Consider the following 14607-nt stretch of genomic DNA (forward strand, 5'->3'; position numbering starts at 1 on the left):
CGCGGCGCCCGGCTCGGCCCCGGTCAGCCTTCGTGGTGGTGGCCTCCGCCCGGGTGCACGTGGAACTTCGCCACCTCAGGCGGATGCACGACGAACGGCCGCATCATGCCCTCGTCCTCGTGGTCGAGGATGTGGCAGTGGTACATGAACTCGCCGGTGCCGCCGCCGAACTGGCCGGCGACGCTCACCCACTCGCCGGGGTTCACGATGATCGTGTCCTTCCAGCCCTCCTCGTACTTTTCCAGCGGGACCTCGGTGAATCCCTCGATCGCCGCGGTCGTGCGCTCGGCGGCCGGGTCGAACGTGGTGGTGAACTTCCGCCGGAAGAGCGCCTGGAATTCGGTCAGGTGGATGTGGAACGGATGCGCGGGCCCGCCGTCCGCGACGTGCACGATGTTCCACACCGCCCATTTGCCGTGGTCGAGGAAGACGCCGGTGGTGTCGTCGAAGATCCGGCCGACCATCCGGAACGTCTTCAGCCCGCCCGCCGGGTCCTTGACCTGGATGACCCCCTTGCCGCCCGGATCGGCGTCGACCTGTTCGAGGTCCCACATCTCCGGATGCCCGGCGGCGTTGAGCAGCAGCGCGACCCAGACGTGGTGGTGGTCCTCCGGCAGCGTCGAACCGTGCTTGATCCGGACGTACGACGACGAGAGCTTTTCGGGCAGCTCGAACGAATCGTGCCGCGGGCGGCTGTCCACCCGGAACTCCATGACGTCCGGTTCGACCCCGCCCAGGAGCGGATCCGCGTTGCGCAGCTTGAGTTTCCGCCCCCGGAACCTGCTGAAGTCGACCAGCACGTCGAAGCGCTCGGCGGGCGCGACGGTCAGTCCGCCGGACGGCACCGGCGCGGGCGCGGGCAGCAACCCGCCGTCGGTGCCGATCAGGCGGACGGCGTCGTTCTGCGGCACGTTGTTCTCGTCGACCAGGTTCAGCGTGAAGAACCGTTCGTTGGCCGCGTTGAGCAGCCGGAAGCGGTACCACCGCGGGGTGACGTCGAGGTGCGGCCAGATCACGCCGTTGACCAGCGTGAACGGACCGGAGAACGGGATCATCGGCCCGTTCGGCACATACGGGAACTTGTACAGCAGCTGCCCGGTGAGCTGCCCGGTCGCCGGGTCGGTGTCGAGATTGCGGTCGGCCAGGATCAGCGGCAGTTCCCGGTCTCCGCCGGGCAGGCCGAGTTCGTCCTCCTCGTCGTCGCGGATCAGGTACATCCCGGCCAGGCCCGTGTGGACGTTGAAGCGGGTGATCGCCATGGCGTGGTCGTGGTACCAGAGCGGCATCGCCTGCTGCCGGTTCTGGTACTCGACGAGCTGCGAAGTTCCCTTGAGCCCGGCGTTGTGCGCCCAGCCGTCGTTGCCCGCGTTGGTGCGGGCGCCGTGCAGGTGGACGACGGTCCACGCGGGCAGGTCCGCGACGCCGTCGACGATCGAGTAGCCGGGCCGGTCGAGTTCGCGGCCGGGGCGGCTGGTCGGCGCGTCGGCCACCGGCCCCTGAACGGCGACCAGCGGGAACTCGCCTTCTATTTCGTTCGACCACGAAATCCGCAGTTGTTTGCCGCTGCGCACTTCGATTGTCGGCCCCGGGAAATGTCCCGCATAAGTCCACAAGGTGCTCGGCGGCAATTGCGAGTGCAGCCGCTGCCGCTTCGCCACCATCGGAATGGTGATCATGTCCTGTCCCCACCACGGCGGCCGCAGCACCGGCGGAACCGGCAGCGGGTCAAGGAATTTGGCGAGCCCCCAGTTCGGCCCGGTGATCGCGCCCGCGGCGGCGGGCCGGTCGATGATGTCGGTCATCGGATTGTTCCCCCTTCAAGACAAGGGGCAGGAAGAATTGCGCGACGGCGAATGCGCCGGTGCTTACGGAAAAGATTCCCCCGAACCCCCTCGGTAACCGGCTCCGCGACTCCCCTCGCGTTGCCGGCAATTTCCACTGTAGCCGTTTTCGTCGTATGCCGCAGGCGGATCGCGCGCGTGATAGGTTTTCGCGCATGAGCGAAGGCCGGTGGACGTATCTCTCCGACATGGACGGTGTGCTGGTCAGGGAGGAACACCTCGTCCCTGGGGCGGACGAGTTCCTTGCCGAACTGCGCAACAACGAGATCGACTTTTTAGTGCTCACCAATAACTCCATCTACACCCCGCGCGACTTGCGGGCGCGGCTGCTGCGGACTGGTTTGGACATTCCCGAGGAGTCCATCTGGACCTCGGCGCTGGCCACCGCGAAGTTCCTCGCGTCGCAGCGGCCGAACGGCTCGGCGTTCGTGATCGGCGAGGCCGGGCTCACCACGGCGCTGCACGAGGTCGGCTACGTGCTGACCGAACGCGACCCGGACTACGTCGTGCTCGGCGAAACGCGCACGTACAGCTTCAGCGCGATCACCCGCGCGATCCGGCTGATCGAGGGCGGCGCGAAGTTCATCGCGACCAACCCGGACGCGACCGGCCCGAGCGTCGAGGGCTCGATGCCGGCCACCGGGTCCGTCGCGGCGCTGATCGAGCGCGCCACCGGCCGCTCGCCGTACTACGTCGGCAAGCCGAACCCGCTGATGATGCGGTCCGCGCTGCGCCGGCTGGGCGCGCATTCGGAGTCGACGCTCATGATCGGCGACCGGATGGACACCGACGTGCACTCCGGGATCGAGGCCGGGCTGCAGACCATCCTGGTGCTCACCGGCATCTCGAACGAGGAGTCGGTGGAGAACTACCCGTACCGGCCGACGAAGGTGATCGGCTCGGTCGCCGACCTGATCGGGCGAACGCTCGACCCGTTCGGCGAAGGCTGACCGCCCACCGCCCGGGATCAGGGCATATCGTCAAACGATGAGCGTCTATGTGGTGGGCGACGTCCACGGGCACCGGGACGCCCTGGTTGACGCACTGCGCGCCGAGGGCCTGGTCGACAGCGACGGCAACTGGGCCGGCGTCGACGACCGGTTGTGGTTCCTCGGCGACTTCACCGACCGCGGCCCGGACGGCGTCGGGGTGATCGACCTCGTGCGGCAGCTGCAGGACCAGGCGGCCGAAGCGGGCGGCTCGGTGCAGATGCTGCTCGGCAACCACGAGATCCTGCTGCTCGGGATGTACCACTTCGGCGACCGTCCGGTGCCGTCCGATTTCGGGCCGCGCAGTTTCGCGCGCAGCTGGGAGATCAACGGCGGCCTGCTGTCGGACCAGGACCGGCTCACCCCCGAGCACATCGAATGGCTCACCGCGCGCCCGCTGGTCGCGGTCGACGAGGACCATCTGCTGCTGCACTCGGACACTCTCGAGTACCTCGACTGGGGCGAGGACCTCGACTCGATCAACGCCACCGCGCACGACATTCTCTCCGGCAGCAACATCGAGGCCTGGTGGGACGTGTGGCGCCGGATGACCACCCGGTACGCCTTCCGCGGCCCGGACGGCGAGGAGAACGCCGAACGGATGCTCAAGGCGCTCGGCGGCTCGCGGATCGTCCACGGGCACAGCGTGATCGCCGACCAGCTGGGCATCCACCCGACGCAGATCGAGGGCCCGTACCTCTACGCCGGAGGAAAAGCGCTGGGCATCGACGGCGGCCTGTTCGTCGGCGGCCCGTGTCTCGTGGTGAAGCTTCCCTTCGAGCCGGAGGACTAGGCGGCCGGGGCGTATCGCAGTTCGAGAATCCCGGACGGGAAGGCGGTGCTCTTCACCAGACGCAGCCGCCGGGCCTGTTCCAGCTCGGGGAACAGCGCCGCGCCCTTGCCGGTGACCGCGGGCAGCACCCAGAGCCGGTATTCGTCCACGACGCCGAGCTTGATCAGCGAATGCAGGAACGCGGTCCCGCCCGCGGCGACGAGATCCTTGCCGGGCTCGGCCTTGAGCTTGGCGATTTCTTCGGCGAGGTCCCCGCTGGCGATCCGGGTCTCGGCCCAGTCGGCGGTGGTCAGGGATCTGGAGAACACGACCTTGGGAATCGCGTTCATCGCCTTGGCCGAGGGATGGTCTGCGGTGGGCCAGAAGCCCGCCATGGCCTCGTAGGTGGTGCGGCCCATGAGGAAGGCCCCGGCTTCCCAGAGCTGGTCGACGAAGTATTTCTCCTGCTCGGGGTCGTCGATCGACATCATGACGTCGCGGATGCCGTTGTCGGCGTCGGCGCTCTTGCCGTCGAGGGAGACGTAGAAACCGAGAATGAGCTTTCGAGTGGTCGTCATGCGGCTTAGCCTGCTGCCGAAAGACTGAGTTGTCAAGACAAAAATATTTTTCGGTTGGCGTTCGGGGGATCTTGCTGGCCGGAGGCCGCGAGCTGGCGGAACCTGGAGGGTCGCGCGGCAGCGGACCTCAGGAGTCCACGATCTCCTTGCCCAGCGGCATCAGCGAGATCGGGATCATCTTGAAGTTCGCCAGCCCCAGCGGGATGCCGATGATCGTGAGGCACTGCAGCACCCCGGTGACCAGGTGGCCGATGCTGAGCCACAGTCCGGCGACCAGGAACCAGATCACGTTGCCGACGAACGAGCCGACCCCGGCCTCTCGTCGGTCGATGACCGTGCGGCCGAACGGCCACAGCGCGTAGTTCGCGATCCGGAACGACGCGATGCCGAACGGGATCGTGACGATCAGGACGCAGCAGACGACCCCGGCCAGCAGGTAGCCCAGCGCCATCCAGAAACCGGCCAGGACGAGCCAGATCACGTTGAGGATCAGTCGCATCAGACGTACAACTCCCCGCTCGCTACGGTGACGGCCTGGCCGCGCAGCAGCACGCGGTCGTCGCGGACTTCGGTGCGCACGGTTCCGCCCCGCGCGGAGACCTGATGCCCCACGAGGGTGGTTTTTCCCAGTTGCCGCGCCCAGTACGGGGCCAGCGAGCAATGCGCGGAACCGGTGACCGGGTCCTCGTCCACGCCTACGCCGGGGCCGAAGAAGCGGCTGACGAAGTCGTCGCCCGGCGCGGTGATGACCAGCCGTCCGGTCCAGGTGGCGCGGAGGGCGTCGAGGTCCGGTTCGGCCTCCCGCACCGCTTCGGCGCTGTCGAGCACGGCGAACAGGTTCTCGCGGGCCCGTCCGGTGAACTTCGCGGGCGCCTTGAGGATGTGCGAGAGGTCTTCGCCGGTCTCGACGGGCGGGTCGGCGGGGAAGTCCATCTCGATCCAGCCGTCGGCCTTGGTGCAGGTCAGCTGACCGCTGAGGGTGTCGTAAACCTGGTGCCCGCCAAGGACCTGCGTGACCGCGATGGTGGCGTGCCCGCAGAGCGAGACCTCGCTGGTCGGGGTGAACCAGCGAAGCGGCTTCGCGCCCTCGCCGGTGTTGACCACGAACGCGGTCTCGGAGTGCTTCAGCTCCGCCGCGACCTGCTGCATCCACGCGGCGTCCGCGGGTTGATCGAGCACGACGACGCCCGCCGGGTTGCCGGCGAAGGCGCGGTCGGTGAAGGCGTCGACGAGGTGGAATTCGGTCTGGGCACTCGGGTCCATGAAGCCGATCTTGCCGGGCGGAGCGGGCGGCGGCATCGGGGATTAGCCCTGAATTTTCAGCGCACGCCCTCTTCGATGGTCTCCAGCAGCCATTTCCGCAGGTGCGTGCCCGTCGAAGGGGTGAAGTGCAGCCGGAACCCGCCGTCGGGCAACGGTTCCGAGAACGTCAGATACCGGCCGCCGTCGGTGTCGACGAACGTCGCCGTCGAGACCGGGCGCAGCGTGCCTTGCCCTGGCCGCAGCGAAAGTTCCACGGTTCCGTGCCGGTGCAGCGGCCATTGCGAGTACCCCGCCAGCGCGTCGCGATCCCGGCGCGAGGGGGCCGGGGCCTCGGCGTTGCGTTTCGGCGGCGGGGCTTGCGTGATCGCCACCGGGGAAACGGGCAGCGCGGGATACGGCGGGAACATGCTCAGCACCAGGTCCACCAGCCGCTCCGGCCGGATCTGCCGGAAGCGGAGCCCGTCGTCGACCTGTTCGGAGAACACGCCGAGGCCCTCGCCGATGCACGCGCGGTACAGCACGGTCCCGGACGGCAGTTCGGCCGCGCGCACGATGATCAGCACGTCCGGCCTCGTCCAGGCGCGCAGAGTCGCTTCGACGTCCCGGTCGAGTTTCTCCGCGTCGGCGAGACCCCGGCCGCGCATCGCCGCCCACGCCTCGTCGGCCAGCCGGTTGTGCTCGGTCATCGTCGCGCCCGCGCTGCGGATCTCGAACGGATGCCACGACGCGGGCAATCCGGTGCGCCGCACCGCCACGTCGGTCTCGGTCCAGCCCAGGGAGAATTCCTCTGGCAACGTCCCAGTCCCCTCGTGCACGAAACAACCCGCACCGAGGGTAGCGGAACGCGCACGACGCTCAGCCGGTCGTGCGAGCGCACCCCATAACGAGGGTGGCGGAAAGGTCCGAAATCGAGCTTAGACTCGGGCTCGTCGAAGAAGACCGCCACGGGAGGCACCGATGCCTGACGCGCCTGCACTGCCGAGTTACGCCTCCGGGACCTCCAGCGTCCCCCTGCTCGGCGACACGATCGGGGACAATTTCGACCGCACGGTGGCCGCGTTCGGCGACCGGGACGCGCTCGTCGACCGCGAGGCAGGCGCCCGCTGGACCTACCGGGAACTCGCCGCCGAGGTCGACACGCTCGCGCACGGGCTGCTCGCGTCCGGCATCGGCAAGGGGGACCGCGTCGGCATCTGGTCGCCGAACCGGGCGGAATGGACGTTCCTCCAGTACGCGACGGCGAAAATCGGCGCGATCCTGGTCAACATCAACCCGGCCTACCGGTCGCACGAACTGCAGTACGTGCTCAACCAGGCGGGCATCCGGATGCTCGTGGCGGCGGACAAGTTCAAAACCTCCGACTACGCCGCGATGATCGAGGAGGTCCGGCCGAACTGCCCGGACCTGGAAGCGGTCGTCCTGCTCGGCACCTCGTCGTGGACCGACCTGATGGAGTCCGGCCGCGGCGGCGACCCGGAGCGGCTCGCGCGGCAGCAGGCCGAGCTGTCCGCGGACGATCCGATCAACATCCAGTACACGAGCGGCACCACCGGCTTCCCGAAGGGCGCGACGCTCAGCCACCACAACATCCTCAACAACGGCTTTTTCGTCGGCGAGCTGTGCAATTACACCGAAAAGGACCGGGTCTGCCTCCCGGTGCCCTTCTACCACTGCTTCGGCATGGTGATGGGCAACCTCGCGTGCACGAGCCACGGTGCGTGCATGGTCATCCCGGCCCCGGCGTTCGACCCGAAGGCCACGCTCGCCGCGGTCGCCGCCGAACGCTGCACGTCGCTCTACGGCGTGCCGACGATGTTCATCGCCGAGCTGAACCACCCGGAGTTCGAGACGTTCGACCTCGGCTCGCTGCGCACCGGCATCATGGCCGGATCGCCGTGCCCGGTCGAGGTGATGAAGCAGGTCATCGACCGGATGGGGATGACCGAGGTGTCCATTTGCTACGGCATGACCGAGACGTCGCCGGTGTCCACGCAGACCCGCGCCGACGATTCGGTGGAGCGCCGGGTGTCCACGGTCGGCCGGGTCGGCCCGCATCTCGAGTCCAAAGTGGTCGATCCGGAAACCGGGCTGACCGTGCCGCGCGGGACTCCCGGCGAACTGTGCACCCGCGGCTATTCGGTGATGCTCGGCTATTGGGAGGAACCGGAAAAGACCGCCGAGGCGATCGACGCCGCGCGCTGGATGCACACCGGCGACCTCGCGGTCATGGACGGCGAGGGTTATCTCAACATCACCGGCCGGATCAAGGACATGGTGATCCGCGGCGGCGAAAACATTTACCCGCGCGAGATCGAGGAATTCCTCTACACCCACCCGGACGTGCTGGACGCGCAGGTGATCGGCGTGCCGGACGTCAAGTACGGCGAGGAACTGATGGCCTGGATCCGGATGCGCGAGGGTGCGGAACCGCTGACCGCGGAATCGGTGCGCGAGTTCTGCCAGGGCAAATTGGCGCATTACAAGATTCCGCGGTACATCCACGTGGTCGACGAATTCCCGATGACGGTGACCGGGAAGGTGCGCAAGGTCGAGATGCGGCAGCAGTCGGTGACGTTGCTGGGGCTGGAGCAGGCAGCGGCGCAGAAGCACGCGTGAACCTCGTGAGTGTTTATGCCGGTTAGAACCGGCATAAACACTCACGAGCAGGTCAGGCGGAAGCGGCTGCGGCGGCTTCGGCGAGTGCCTTCTCGTCCTCCTCGCCGAAGGTGTCCTCCAGCTGCTCGGGCGAGTAGTCGAGGTCGATCTGCTCGACCGGCGTGCCCCGCGCGGATTCGATCGCCCCGAGGCGGCGCTGGGCGCGGTCGGCGGCGTACTGGAGCAATTCTTCCGGATCGTTGTCGAACGGGACTTCCTCGAATTGGTCCTGCACCCACTGGATCATGCCGAGCGCGTGCGGCAGCAGCTCGCCCATGCGTTCCTGCACGGCGTCCCACATCGCGTCGTCCGCGGCGACGTGCCGGCGGCAGGTGAACGTGCCCCACGCCATGTGGCGGCGTTCGTCGTCGCCGATGTGGCGGACCAATTCCTGCATTCCCGGCAGGATCTGGTTCTGCGTGCAGATCAGCTGCCACGAGTAGTACCCGGTGAGCGCGAGGCTGCCTTCGATCACGTGGTTGTACGTCACGCTCGCGCGGATCTGGTTGAGCGGACTGGGATCGTCCTCCAGCGCGCGCAGCGACTGCGGCAGCTCCTCGTAGAAAAGCTTGCGGTAGTGCGGGTTTTCCGCGACGTAGGAATGCAGGTCGGCGTCCAGTCCGACGGCGTCCATCCAGCGCCGGAAGACCTCGACGTGCTTGGCTTCCTCGAAACAGAACTGGGTCAGATACATCTCGTCGCCGAACCGGCCGGTGGCCGACATCGCGCGCATGAACGGCTGGATGTCCTCGGTCACCGCCTCCTCGCCCGCGATGAACTGCGCGACGAGGTAGGTGGTCGAGCGTTGCTGTTCGGGCGTCAGGCTTTCCCAGCCCTCGCGTTCGCGGCTGAAATCGAGGTCCGCCGGGTTCCAGAACTTCTTGTTGCCCTTGACGAACAGCCGCAACGGGAACGAGTCCCAGTTCAGCCCGCCCTCGCGCAGGGACGAGAATCCGCTGCGCAGCTCCGGAAGCGTCTCGGTCATGACTGGCCCTCTCGTTTCACTCCATTGTGGACGAATCGGTCGATGGCGGGGGCGAGCACCGCGAGGATCGACTCCGCGGCCTCGGCCGCGGAATGCGTCGGCAGCACCAGGTGGCTGAGCGACAGCCGGACCACCGTCTCGGCGAGCAGCGCGGCGGCTTCCGGCGTGAGCCGGGGTTCGAGCGCGAGGTACTGCTGCGCCGCGAGATCGGCCGCCGCGGTGAGGATCGGCTCGCCCCGGGAGGTCAGCAACGGAAGCAGGTCCTCGCCGGCTTCGGTGCCGAGCGCCGCCGCGATCAGCCGGTTCTCCCTGGCGTGTTCGATGGTGTAGACGACCGCGCCGCGGATGCCCGTGAGCAAACTCTCGGCGTCCTCGAACCGGCAGCGGATGCCGTCGAGGAATTCCGCGGCGACGCGCAGCGCGACGGCCTGCGTGAGCGCCGCCTTGCTGCCGAACTCGTTGTAGACCGTCTGCCTGCTGACCCCGGCTTTCGCGGCCACGTCGGCCATCCGGAGGCCCTGGTGGCCGCGGTCGGGGAGCAGGTCCGCGGCGGCGTCCAGCAGCGTCTCGCGCAGCGTCGCCTTGGTCCGCTCGGTGAAGCTGGTCACACCGTCAGCTTGACACAGGATGAATCTGTGTCAAGAAGCTTTACCTGGATGGCGCACGTGTACAAAACCCCGCCGGAACTGTCGGTGCGGGCAGCTACCGTGTCGGACGTGGGCATCACGGTGGGGTTCGACCTCGACATGACATTGATCGACCCGCGGCCGGGCATGGTCGCGGCGATGAACGCGCTCGGCGAGAAGTCCGGGCTGCCGTTCGACGGGGAGGCGTTCGCGTCGAACCTCGGGCCGCCGCTCGATCAGGCACTGCGCGATTTCGGCGCGCCGGAGGACCGGATCCCCGAGCTGATCTGGCAGTTCCGCGAGCTGTACCCGGAGACGGTCGTGCCGAGCACGGTCGCGCTGCCCGGCGCGGCCGAGGCGCTGCGGGCGGTCCGCGCGGCGGGCGGCCGGACGCTCGTGGTCACCGGCAAGTACGCGCCCAACGCGCAGATGCACCTCGACGCACTGGGCCTGCGGGTCGACGCGCTGGTGGGCGAGCTGTGGTCCACGCAGAAGGCGGCGGCCCTGCTGGAGCACGAGGCCCGCGCGTACGTCGGCGACCACCTCGGCGACGTGCGGGGCGCGCGAGCGGCCAACGCGATGTCGGTCGCCGTGGCGACCGGGCCGTGCACCCGCGAGGAACTGGCCGCCGAGGGCGCGGACGTGGTGTTCGACTCGCTGGTCGATTTCCCGGAGTGGTTTGCCAGGACGTTCGTGGAGACGGCGGTGTAACCGCTGCTCAGCCGTGCTTTCCGGCGCGGGCCTCCTGGATCAGCGCGATCAGGCCGAGCAGCAGGCCGAGCGGGGTGATCACGCCGGCGGCCGCGCTGAGCCACACCGGCAGGTTCTCCAGGCCGACGGCGAACATCACGAACACCGTCGCCACCGCGAGCATGCCGATGGCGAACAGGCCGATGCCGAGCCGCATGAGGATCGGTTTGCCGGTCTGCTTCGCTTTGTTCTCCATGGGCTGTGAGAGTAACGGGACTATCCGCTTCTCCCCAGCACCTGTGGCGAGATACGCTTATCGGACGCGCGCCTCGAGATCGCTCGGGGCGCGTTCGTCGTGACCTGCACAGCAGAAGGACTGGTGAGGGAAGTGCCGACCGGCAAGGTCAAGTGGTACGACGCGGAGAAGGGGTTCGGCTTCGTCACGCAAGACGGCGGTGCGGACGTCTACATCCGCAAGGCCGCGCTGCCCCACGGCGTGGAGGGCCTGAAAGCCGGGCAGCGGCTCGAGTTCGGCGTGGCCGACGGCAGGCGCGGACCGCAGGCGCTCTCCGTCCGGCTGCTGGACCCGCCGCCGTCGGTCGCCGAGGCGCGCCGCCGTCCCGCGGAGGAGCTGCACGGCCTCATCGAGGACATGATCAAGCTGCTGGAGCTGAAGGTCCAGCCGGACCTGCGGCGCAACCGGTACCCGGATCGCAAGAACACCAAGCAGATCGCGGAGATCATGCGCGCGGTCGCGCGCGACCTCGACCCGTGATCAGTCACGCCACCGCTTGAAAACAGTGAAGGGCTCCGTGCGGGAATCTCCCCGCGCGGAGCCCTTCACGGCTTTAAGGCGATTCAGGCAGGCTGGACCTGCAGCGACCACAGCGCCGTCGTGACGGCTTCCGCGTCGTTCGGGTCGCCGGTGCGGCTGATCACCGACGCCTGCGCGATCTCGACCACCACGATCTGGTCGTCCTTCGCGGGCGGGGTCGCGGTGTAGGCGTAGCGGTCGCGGGAGGTGATGATGTCCTCCTTGAGCGGCTGCGGCTCGCCCTTGGAGTTCACGTACTGCACGGTGACCTTCCACGGCGTCTCGGCGATCTCCTTCGGCACCGAGATCTGCACCGACCGGCCCGGGCGCACCTTGAGCTTGCCCGTCGCGCCGGGGTTGGCCGCGCAGACGCCGGACTTGATGTCGCAGTTGCCGATCGGGGCGACGTTGATCGTGTGCCCGTCGGCGTAGAAAGTCACCTCGGCGGGACCCGGCGCGGAACAGCCGGCCACCGCGAAACCACCGGCCGCGAGCACGGCCACCACCCGGGAACGTCGCATGGCCCGAGATTACCGGCGGCCTCGCGCGGGCCCCGGGGCGGGGAAGCTGCCGGTCGGCTCCGGGCGCAGGGGGCGGTTGCCGCCGAGCCCGGGCAGAAGCGAACCGCCGCGCTGCACCAGGAAGGTCTGGGTCAGGCCGACCGCGAGCAGCAGCGTCACGACCAGGAAGCCGATCCAGTACGTCGGCGGCAGCAGCAGCCCGATCGCGCCGCCCATGCACCACGACAGCTGCAGCACCGTTTCCGAACGCCCGAACGCCGAGGCGCGCGACTGCTCCGGCAGGTCCTCCTGGATCACCGCGTCGAGGCTGATCTTCGCCAGCGCGCTGGCCGTCGCGCCGATGAGACCGACGATCGCCGCCGTGGCGAGTCCGGGCAGCAGCGTGGCGATCAACGTCGTCACGACGCACGCCGCCACGCAGGCCACGATCACCTGGTCCGCCGAACCGAAGTGCAGCCGCGAACCCAGTGCGTTGCCGACGAATCCGCCGACGCCCGCCGCCGCGCCGATGATGCCCAGCAACAGCAGCTGCACGAACGGGCTGTGCCCGGCGTGTTCGGTCTGCGCCTTCACCGCGAAGGCCGCGAACATCATCAGGAAGCCAGTCAGCACGCGCACGGAACCGTTGCCCCACAAGGCGACCACGATGTGCCGTCCCATCGGCTGGCGCCGCCGCTTCTGCTTCGGCTCCGGCCGGGCGGACAGCGACGTCGGGACCTCCCCCTCGGTCACCTCGACCCACGACGGGATCCGCATCGACTGCACTGCCGCGGCCACGCAGATCGCGGCGGTGAACCACAGCGCGCCGGAGGAGTTGGTGAGGCTGCTCACGCCGCTGGCCAGCGCACCGAACGCGCCGCCTGCGATCAGGCCGAACACGGTGATCCGCGCGTTGGTCTTCGACAGCGTGATCTCCGGCGGCACCACGCGCGGCGTGACCGCCGCCTTCAGCACGGTGAACGACTTCGACAGCACCATCATCCCGAGCGCCGCCGGGTACAGCAGCCAGTCGTCGAAATGCAGCGCCATCACCACGGCCATCAGGCCCTGCCCGATCGACGACACGCACATCGCGAGCCGGCGGCCGCGCTGGATCCGGTCCAGTGCCGGGCCGATCACCGGCGCGACGAGCGCGAACGGCGCGATCGTGATCAGCAGGTACAGCGCGACCTTGCCCTTGCTCTCGCCGCTGGTCGCGGCGAAGAACAGCGTGTTGGCCAGCGCGATCGCCATCGCGGCGTCGCTGGCGTAGTTCAGCATCACCGCGTACATCAGCGAGGTGAGACCGGACTTGTCCGCGCCGTCCGCCTTGGTGGCGCGCTGGAACGCGCCGATCGCCTGCCCGCTCAGCTGACGGCTGCGCAGCGCGGCGACCCGCGTGACGGTGAGCTTCTTCGGCAGCTTCGGAATCGACCCGGCACCGGGGACGGCAGTGGTGTTGAACGCCTCGTCCTGCTCCTCGTCGATCCGAGGCTCGCCCGCGTAACCGCCGGTGTCGTAGTGCTCGTAGCCGGCGCTGCCGGGACGATCTTCGTACGGCCGCGGGTGCACCGGCTCGGTGCGGTGCTCGCGCGGCGGGTACGGCCGGGCGCCGCGCGGTGGCGGCGGGGGCCGGTGTCCCATCGGGACGGCGCCGGTGGGCGCTTCGTCGGCATTCGGCACGAACGGCGGCACGTCGTCGTAAAACGCGCTGCGTCCGGGGTACGCGCGAGGCGGCTCGCGGCGCGGATCGACGTGCTCGGTCCGCGGTTCGGCCGGGCGGCCGCGGGGCGGTTCGGGCGGGATGCGCTCCGGACGGGCCCGCGGCGGCTCCGGCGCGTACTCCGGCGGAGTCTGGCGAACGCGCTGGTCAACGGCCTGATCGACCCGGGTCGGCGGGGCTTCGCGCCACGGACGGGCCTGCGCCGCGCCGGGCTCGGGAGTCCAGCGGCGCTTCTTCCGCCCACGGCCTTTGCCCGACTGCCCGCCGAGGGGGCTGTCGGAACCGGAGCGCGAGCTGAAGAGGGCCACGGTTCAATCCTGCCTCATCGGGGTCCCGCGCCGCCCGCTCACGTGCCGGTTCGCTGATTTTCCGGGACGAACTTCACGCGGAACGACGACTGCCACAGCTTCCCGGCGAGCAGGAATTCGTCGGTGCCCGGGATGGCGGCGATGCCGTTCAGCACGTCCTCGCCGGGCCGGGCGGGCTTGCGCAGCCCGCTGGCGTCGATCTTCGCGGTGATCCGTCCGGTGCCGGCGTCGATGCGCAGAATGGTGTCGGTCTGCCAGACGTTCGCGTAGACGGTGTCGCCGACGCACTCCAGTTCGTTCAGCTGGTCCTGGCCGACCTCGACGGAACCGGTGACCGCAAACGTTTGCGGATCCCGGAAGGTGAGCTTCGACGACCCATTGCTCATCACCAGCCGCCCGTCGGGCTGGTGGCACAGTCCCCAGCCCTCGCCGTCGTAACGCACGCGCCGCAACTCGGCGAGCGTCTGGGAGTCGCGCTCGATGGCGATTCCGTCGCGCCAGGTCAGCTGCCACAGCTTCGGCCCGAGCACCGTGATGCCCTCGGCGAACAGCGGCGACGGCACCGTTACCTGTTTGGCGGGCGCTTCGCCGGCCGGGCCCGCGGTGAGCGCGGACTTGCCTTCGAGCCCGCGGCTCTCGTACAGCGTCGGGCCGGAGTACTCGAGTCCTTCGGTGAAGGCCGTCGAGTCGTGCGGCAGCGTTCCGAGCACCTGGACGGTGAGCTGTTCGGGCTGGGCGGGCGCGGCTTGGGTGCCCGCGCACCCGCCGAGCAGGGCGGCGGCCACCAGGGGCCAGACGATCCGGGTTCGCACGAGGAACAGCCTGGCACGGGCGGCGCGGATGCGTGCGGCACAATTGGGGGT

General features: G+C 68.9%; 16 protein-coding genes. 5 read left to right on the top strand and 11 right to left on the bottom strand.

Annotated features, from left to right (window positions below; all coding sequences use genetic code 11):
* Positions 1 to 23: 23 nt before the first annotated feature.
* Positions 24 to 1802 (bottom strand): multicopper oxidase family protein, encoded by a 1779-nt coding sequence (locus F9C11_RS10890; RefSeq protein ID WP_409184738.1) that lies wholly within the window; start codon positions 1800 to 1802, stop codon positions 24 to 26.
* Positions 1803 to 1996: 194 nt separating this feature from the next.
* Between F9C11_RS10890 and F9C11_RS10895 the strand changes: the two genes are divergently transcribed.
* Positions 1997 to 2791 carry an HAD-IIA family hydrolase gene (locus F9C11_RS10895; protein WP_409184739.1) on the top strand — a complete coding sequence of 265 codons (795 nt, stop codon included), beginning with the start codon at positions 1997 to 1999 and terminating at the stop codon, positions 2789 to 2791.
* 37 nt (positions 2792 to 2828) lie between these two features.
* Entirely contained in the window at positions 2829 to 3623 is a 795-nt protein-coding gene (locus F9C11_RS10900) for a metallophosphoesterase (protein WP_409184740.1), read from the top strand.
* Here F9C11_RS10900 and F9C11_RS10905 read toward each other — a convergent pair.
* The 4 genes from F9C11_RS10905 to F9C11_RS10920 form a co-directional block, all read right to left on the bottom strand.
* A complete protein-coding gene (locus F9C11_RS10905) occupies positions 3620 to 4180 on the bottom strand; it encodes a dihydrofolate reductase family protein (protein ID WP_409184741.1) in 561 nt (186 codons plus the stop codon). The two genes, F9C11_RS10900 and F9C11_RS10905, sit on opposite strands and share 4 nt — an antisense overlap.
* 127 nt (positions 4181 to 4307) lie before the next feature.
* Positions 4308 to 4679, bottom strand: coding sequence for a YccF domain-containing protein (locus F9C11_RS10910; protein WP_409184742.1), 372 nt, complete (start codon positions 4677 to 4679; stop codon positions 4308 to 4310).
* Positions 4679 to 5443: a PhzF family phenazine biosynthesis protein gene (locus F9C11_RS10915; protein WP_409184743.1), complete on the bottom strand. Its 765-nt coding sequence runs from the start codon at positions 5441 to 5443 to the stop codon at positions 4679 to 4681. The genes F9C11_RS10910 and F9C11_RS10915 overlap by 1 nt, the downstream gene beginning before the upstream one ends.
* A 56-nt stretch (positions 5444 to 5499) precedes the next feature.
* Complete coding sequence (locus F9C11_RS10920) at positions 5500 to 6258, bottom strand: ESX secretion-associated protein EspG (protein WP_409184744.1); 759 nt, start codon at positions 6256 to 6258, stop codon at positions 5500 to 5502.
* Positions 6259 to 6400: 142 nt separating this feature from the next.
* Between F9C11_RS10920 and F9C11_RS10925 the strand changes: the two genes are divergently transcribed.
* Complete coding sequence (locus F9C11_RS10925; RefSeq protein ID WP_409184745.1) at positions 6401 to 8059, top strand: AMP-binding protein; 1659 nt, start codon at positions 6401 to 6403, stop codon at positions 8057 to 8059.
* A 52-nt stretch (positions 8060 to 8111) separates the two neighbouring features.
* On the opposite strand, the gene F9C11_RS10930 is transcribed toward F9C11_RS10925, so the two are convergent.
* Together F9C11_RS10930 and F9C11_RS10935 are read right to left on the bottom strand one after the other, a co-directional pair.
* Positions 8112 to 9083, bottom strand: a complete 972-nt coding sequence (locus F9C11_RS10930; RefSeq protein WP_409184746.1) for a R2-like ligand-binding oxidase — start codon at positions 9081 to 9083, stop codon at positions 8112 to 8114.
* Positions 9080 to 9691, bottom strand: a complete 612-nt coding sequence (locus F9C11_RS10935) for a TetR family transcriptional regulator (RefSeq protein ID WP_409184747.1) — start codon at positions 9689 to 9691, stop codon at positions 9080 to 9082. Before F9C11_RS10935 ends, F9C11_RS10930 begins: the two co-directional genes overlap by 4 nt.
* Positions 9692 to 9799: 108 nt before the next feature.
* Between F9C11_RS10935 and F9C11_RS10940 the strand changes: the two genes are divergently transcribed.
* Positions 9800 to 10420 (top strand): HAD family hydrolase, encoded by a 621-nt coding sequence (locus F9C11_RS10940; RefSeq protein WP_409186870.1) that lies wholly within the window; start codon positions 9800 to 9802, stop codon positions 10418 to 10420.
* A 7-nt stretch (positions 10421 to 10427) separates the two neighbouring features.
* Here the strand turns inward: F9C11_RS10940 and F9C11_RS10945 are convergent, their stop codons facing one another.
* Positions 10428 to 10655, bottom strand: a complete 228-nt coding sequence (locus F9C11_RS10945) for a hypothetical protein (RefSeq protein WP_409184748.1) — start codon at positions 10653 to 10655, stop codon at positions 10428 to 10430.
* 132 nt (positions 10656 to 10787) lie between these two features.
* On the opposite strand from F9C11_RS10945, the gene F9C11_RS10950 reads away from it, so the two are divergent.
* Positions 10788 to 11174: a cold-shock protein gene (locus tag F9C11_RS10950; protein ID WP_101437344.1), complete on the top strand. Its 387-nt coding sequence runs from the start codon at positions 10788 to 10790 to the stop codon at positions 11172 to 11174.
* A gap of 83 nt (positions 11175 to 11257) precedes the next feature.
* On the opposite strand, the gene F9C11_RS10955 is transcribed toward F9C11_RS10950, so the two are convergent.
* From F9C11_RS10955 to F9C11_RS10965, 3 genes are read right to left on the bottom strand one after another with little or no spacing between them, the layout of a single operon-like run.
* Positions 11258 to 11734, bottom strand: a complete 477-nt coding sequence (locus F9C11_RS10955; RefSeq protein ID WP_409184749.1) for a DUF2771 family protein — start codon at positions 11732 to 11734, stop codon at positions 11258 to 11260.
* Between the two features lie 9 nt (positions 11735 to 11743).
* Positions 11744 to 13744, bottom strand: coding sequence for an MFS transporter (locus tag F9C11_RS10960; RefSeq protein WP_409184750.1), 2001 nt, complete (start codon positions 13742 to 13744; stop codon positions 11744 to 11746).
* A 38-nt stretch (positions 13745 to 13782) separates the two neighbouring features.
* Positions 13783 to 14556 carry a glutaminyl-peptide cyclotransferase gene (locus tag F9C11_RS10965; protein WP_409184751.1) on the bottom strand — a complete coding sequence of 258 codons (774 nt, stop codon included), beginning with the start codon at positions 14554 to 14556 and terminating at the stop codon, positions 13783 to 13785.
* Positions 14557 to 14607: the final 51 nt, after the last annotated feature.

This window comes from Amycolatopsis sp. VS8301801F10 (assembly GCF_046195355.1).
GTDB lineage: Bacteria > Actinomycetota > Actinomycetes > Mycobacteriales > Pseudonocardiaceae > Amycolatopsis.

Excerpts from the sequence above, each read along its gene's own strand:
- F9C11_RS10890 (WP_409184738.1), bottom strand. The coding sequence starts at position 1,802 with ATGACCGACATCATCGACCGGCCCGCCGCCGCGGGCGCGATCACCGGG.
- F9C11_RS10895 (WP_409184739.1), top strand. The coding sequence starts at position 1,997 with ATGAGCGAAGGCCGGTGGACGTATCTCTCCGACATGGACGGTGTGCTG.
- F9C11_RS10900 (WP_409184740.1), top strand. The coding sequence starts at position 2,829 with ATGAGCGTCTATGTGGTGGGCGACGTCCACGGGCACCGGGACGCCCTG.
- F9C11_RS10905 (WP_409184741.1), bottom strand. The coding sequence starts at position 4,180 with ATGACGACCACTCGAAAGCTCATTCTCGGTTTCTACGTCTCCCTCGAC.
- F9C11_RS10910 (WP_409184742.1), bottom strand. The coding sequence starts at position 4,679 with ATGCGACTGATCCTCAACGTGATCTGGCTCGTCCTGGCCGGTTTCTGG.
- F9C11_RS10915 (WP_409184743.1), bottom strand. The coding sequence starts at position 5,443 with ATGGACCCGAGTGCCCAGACCGAATTCCACCTCGTCGACGCCTTCACC.
- F9C11_RS10925 (WP_409184745.1), top strand. The coding sequence starts at position 6,401 with ATGCCTGACGCGCCTGCACTGCCGAGTTACGCCTCCGGGACCTCCAGC.
- F9C11_RS10930 (WP_409184746.1), bottom strand. The coding sequence starts at position 9,083 with ATGACCGAGACGCTTCCGGAGCTGCGCAGCGGATTCTCGTCCCTGCGC.
- F9C11_RS10945 (WP_409184748.1), bottom strand. The coding sequence starts at position 10,655 with ATGGAGAACAAAGCGAAGCAGACCGGCAAACCGATCCTCATGCGGCTC.
- F9C11_RS10955 (WP_409184749.1), bottom strand. The coding sequence starts at position 11,734 with ATGCGACGTTCCCGGGTGGTGGCCGTGCTCGCGGCCGGTGGTTTCGCG.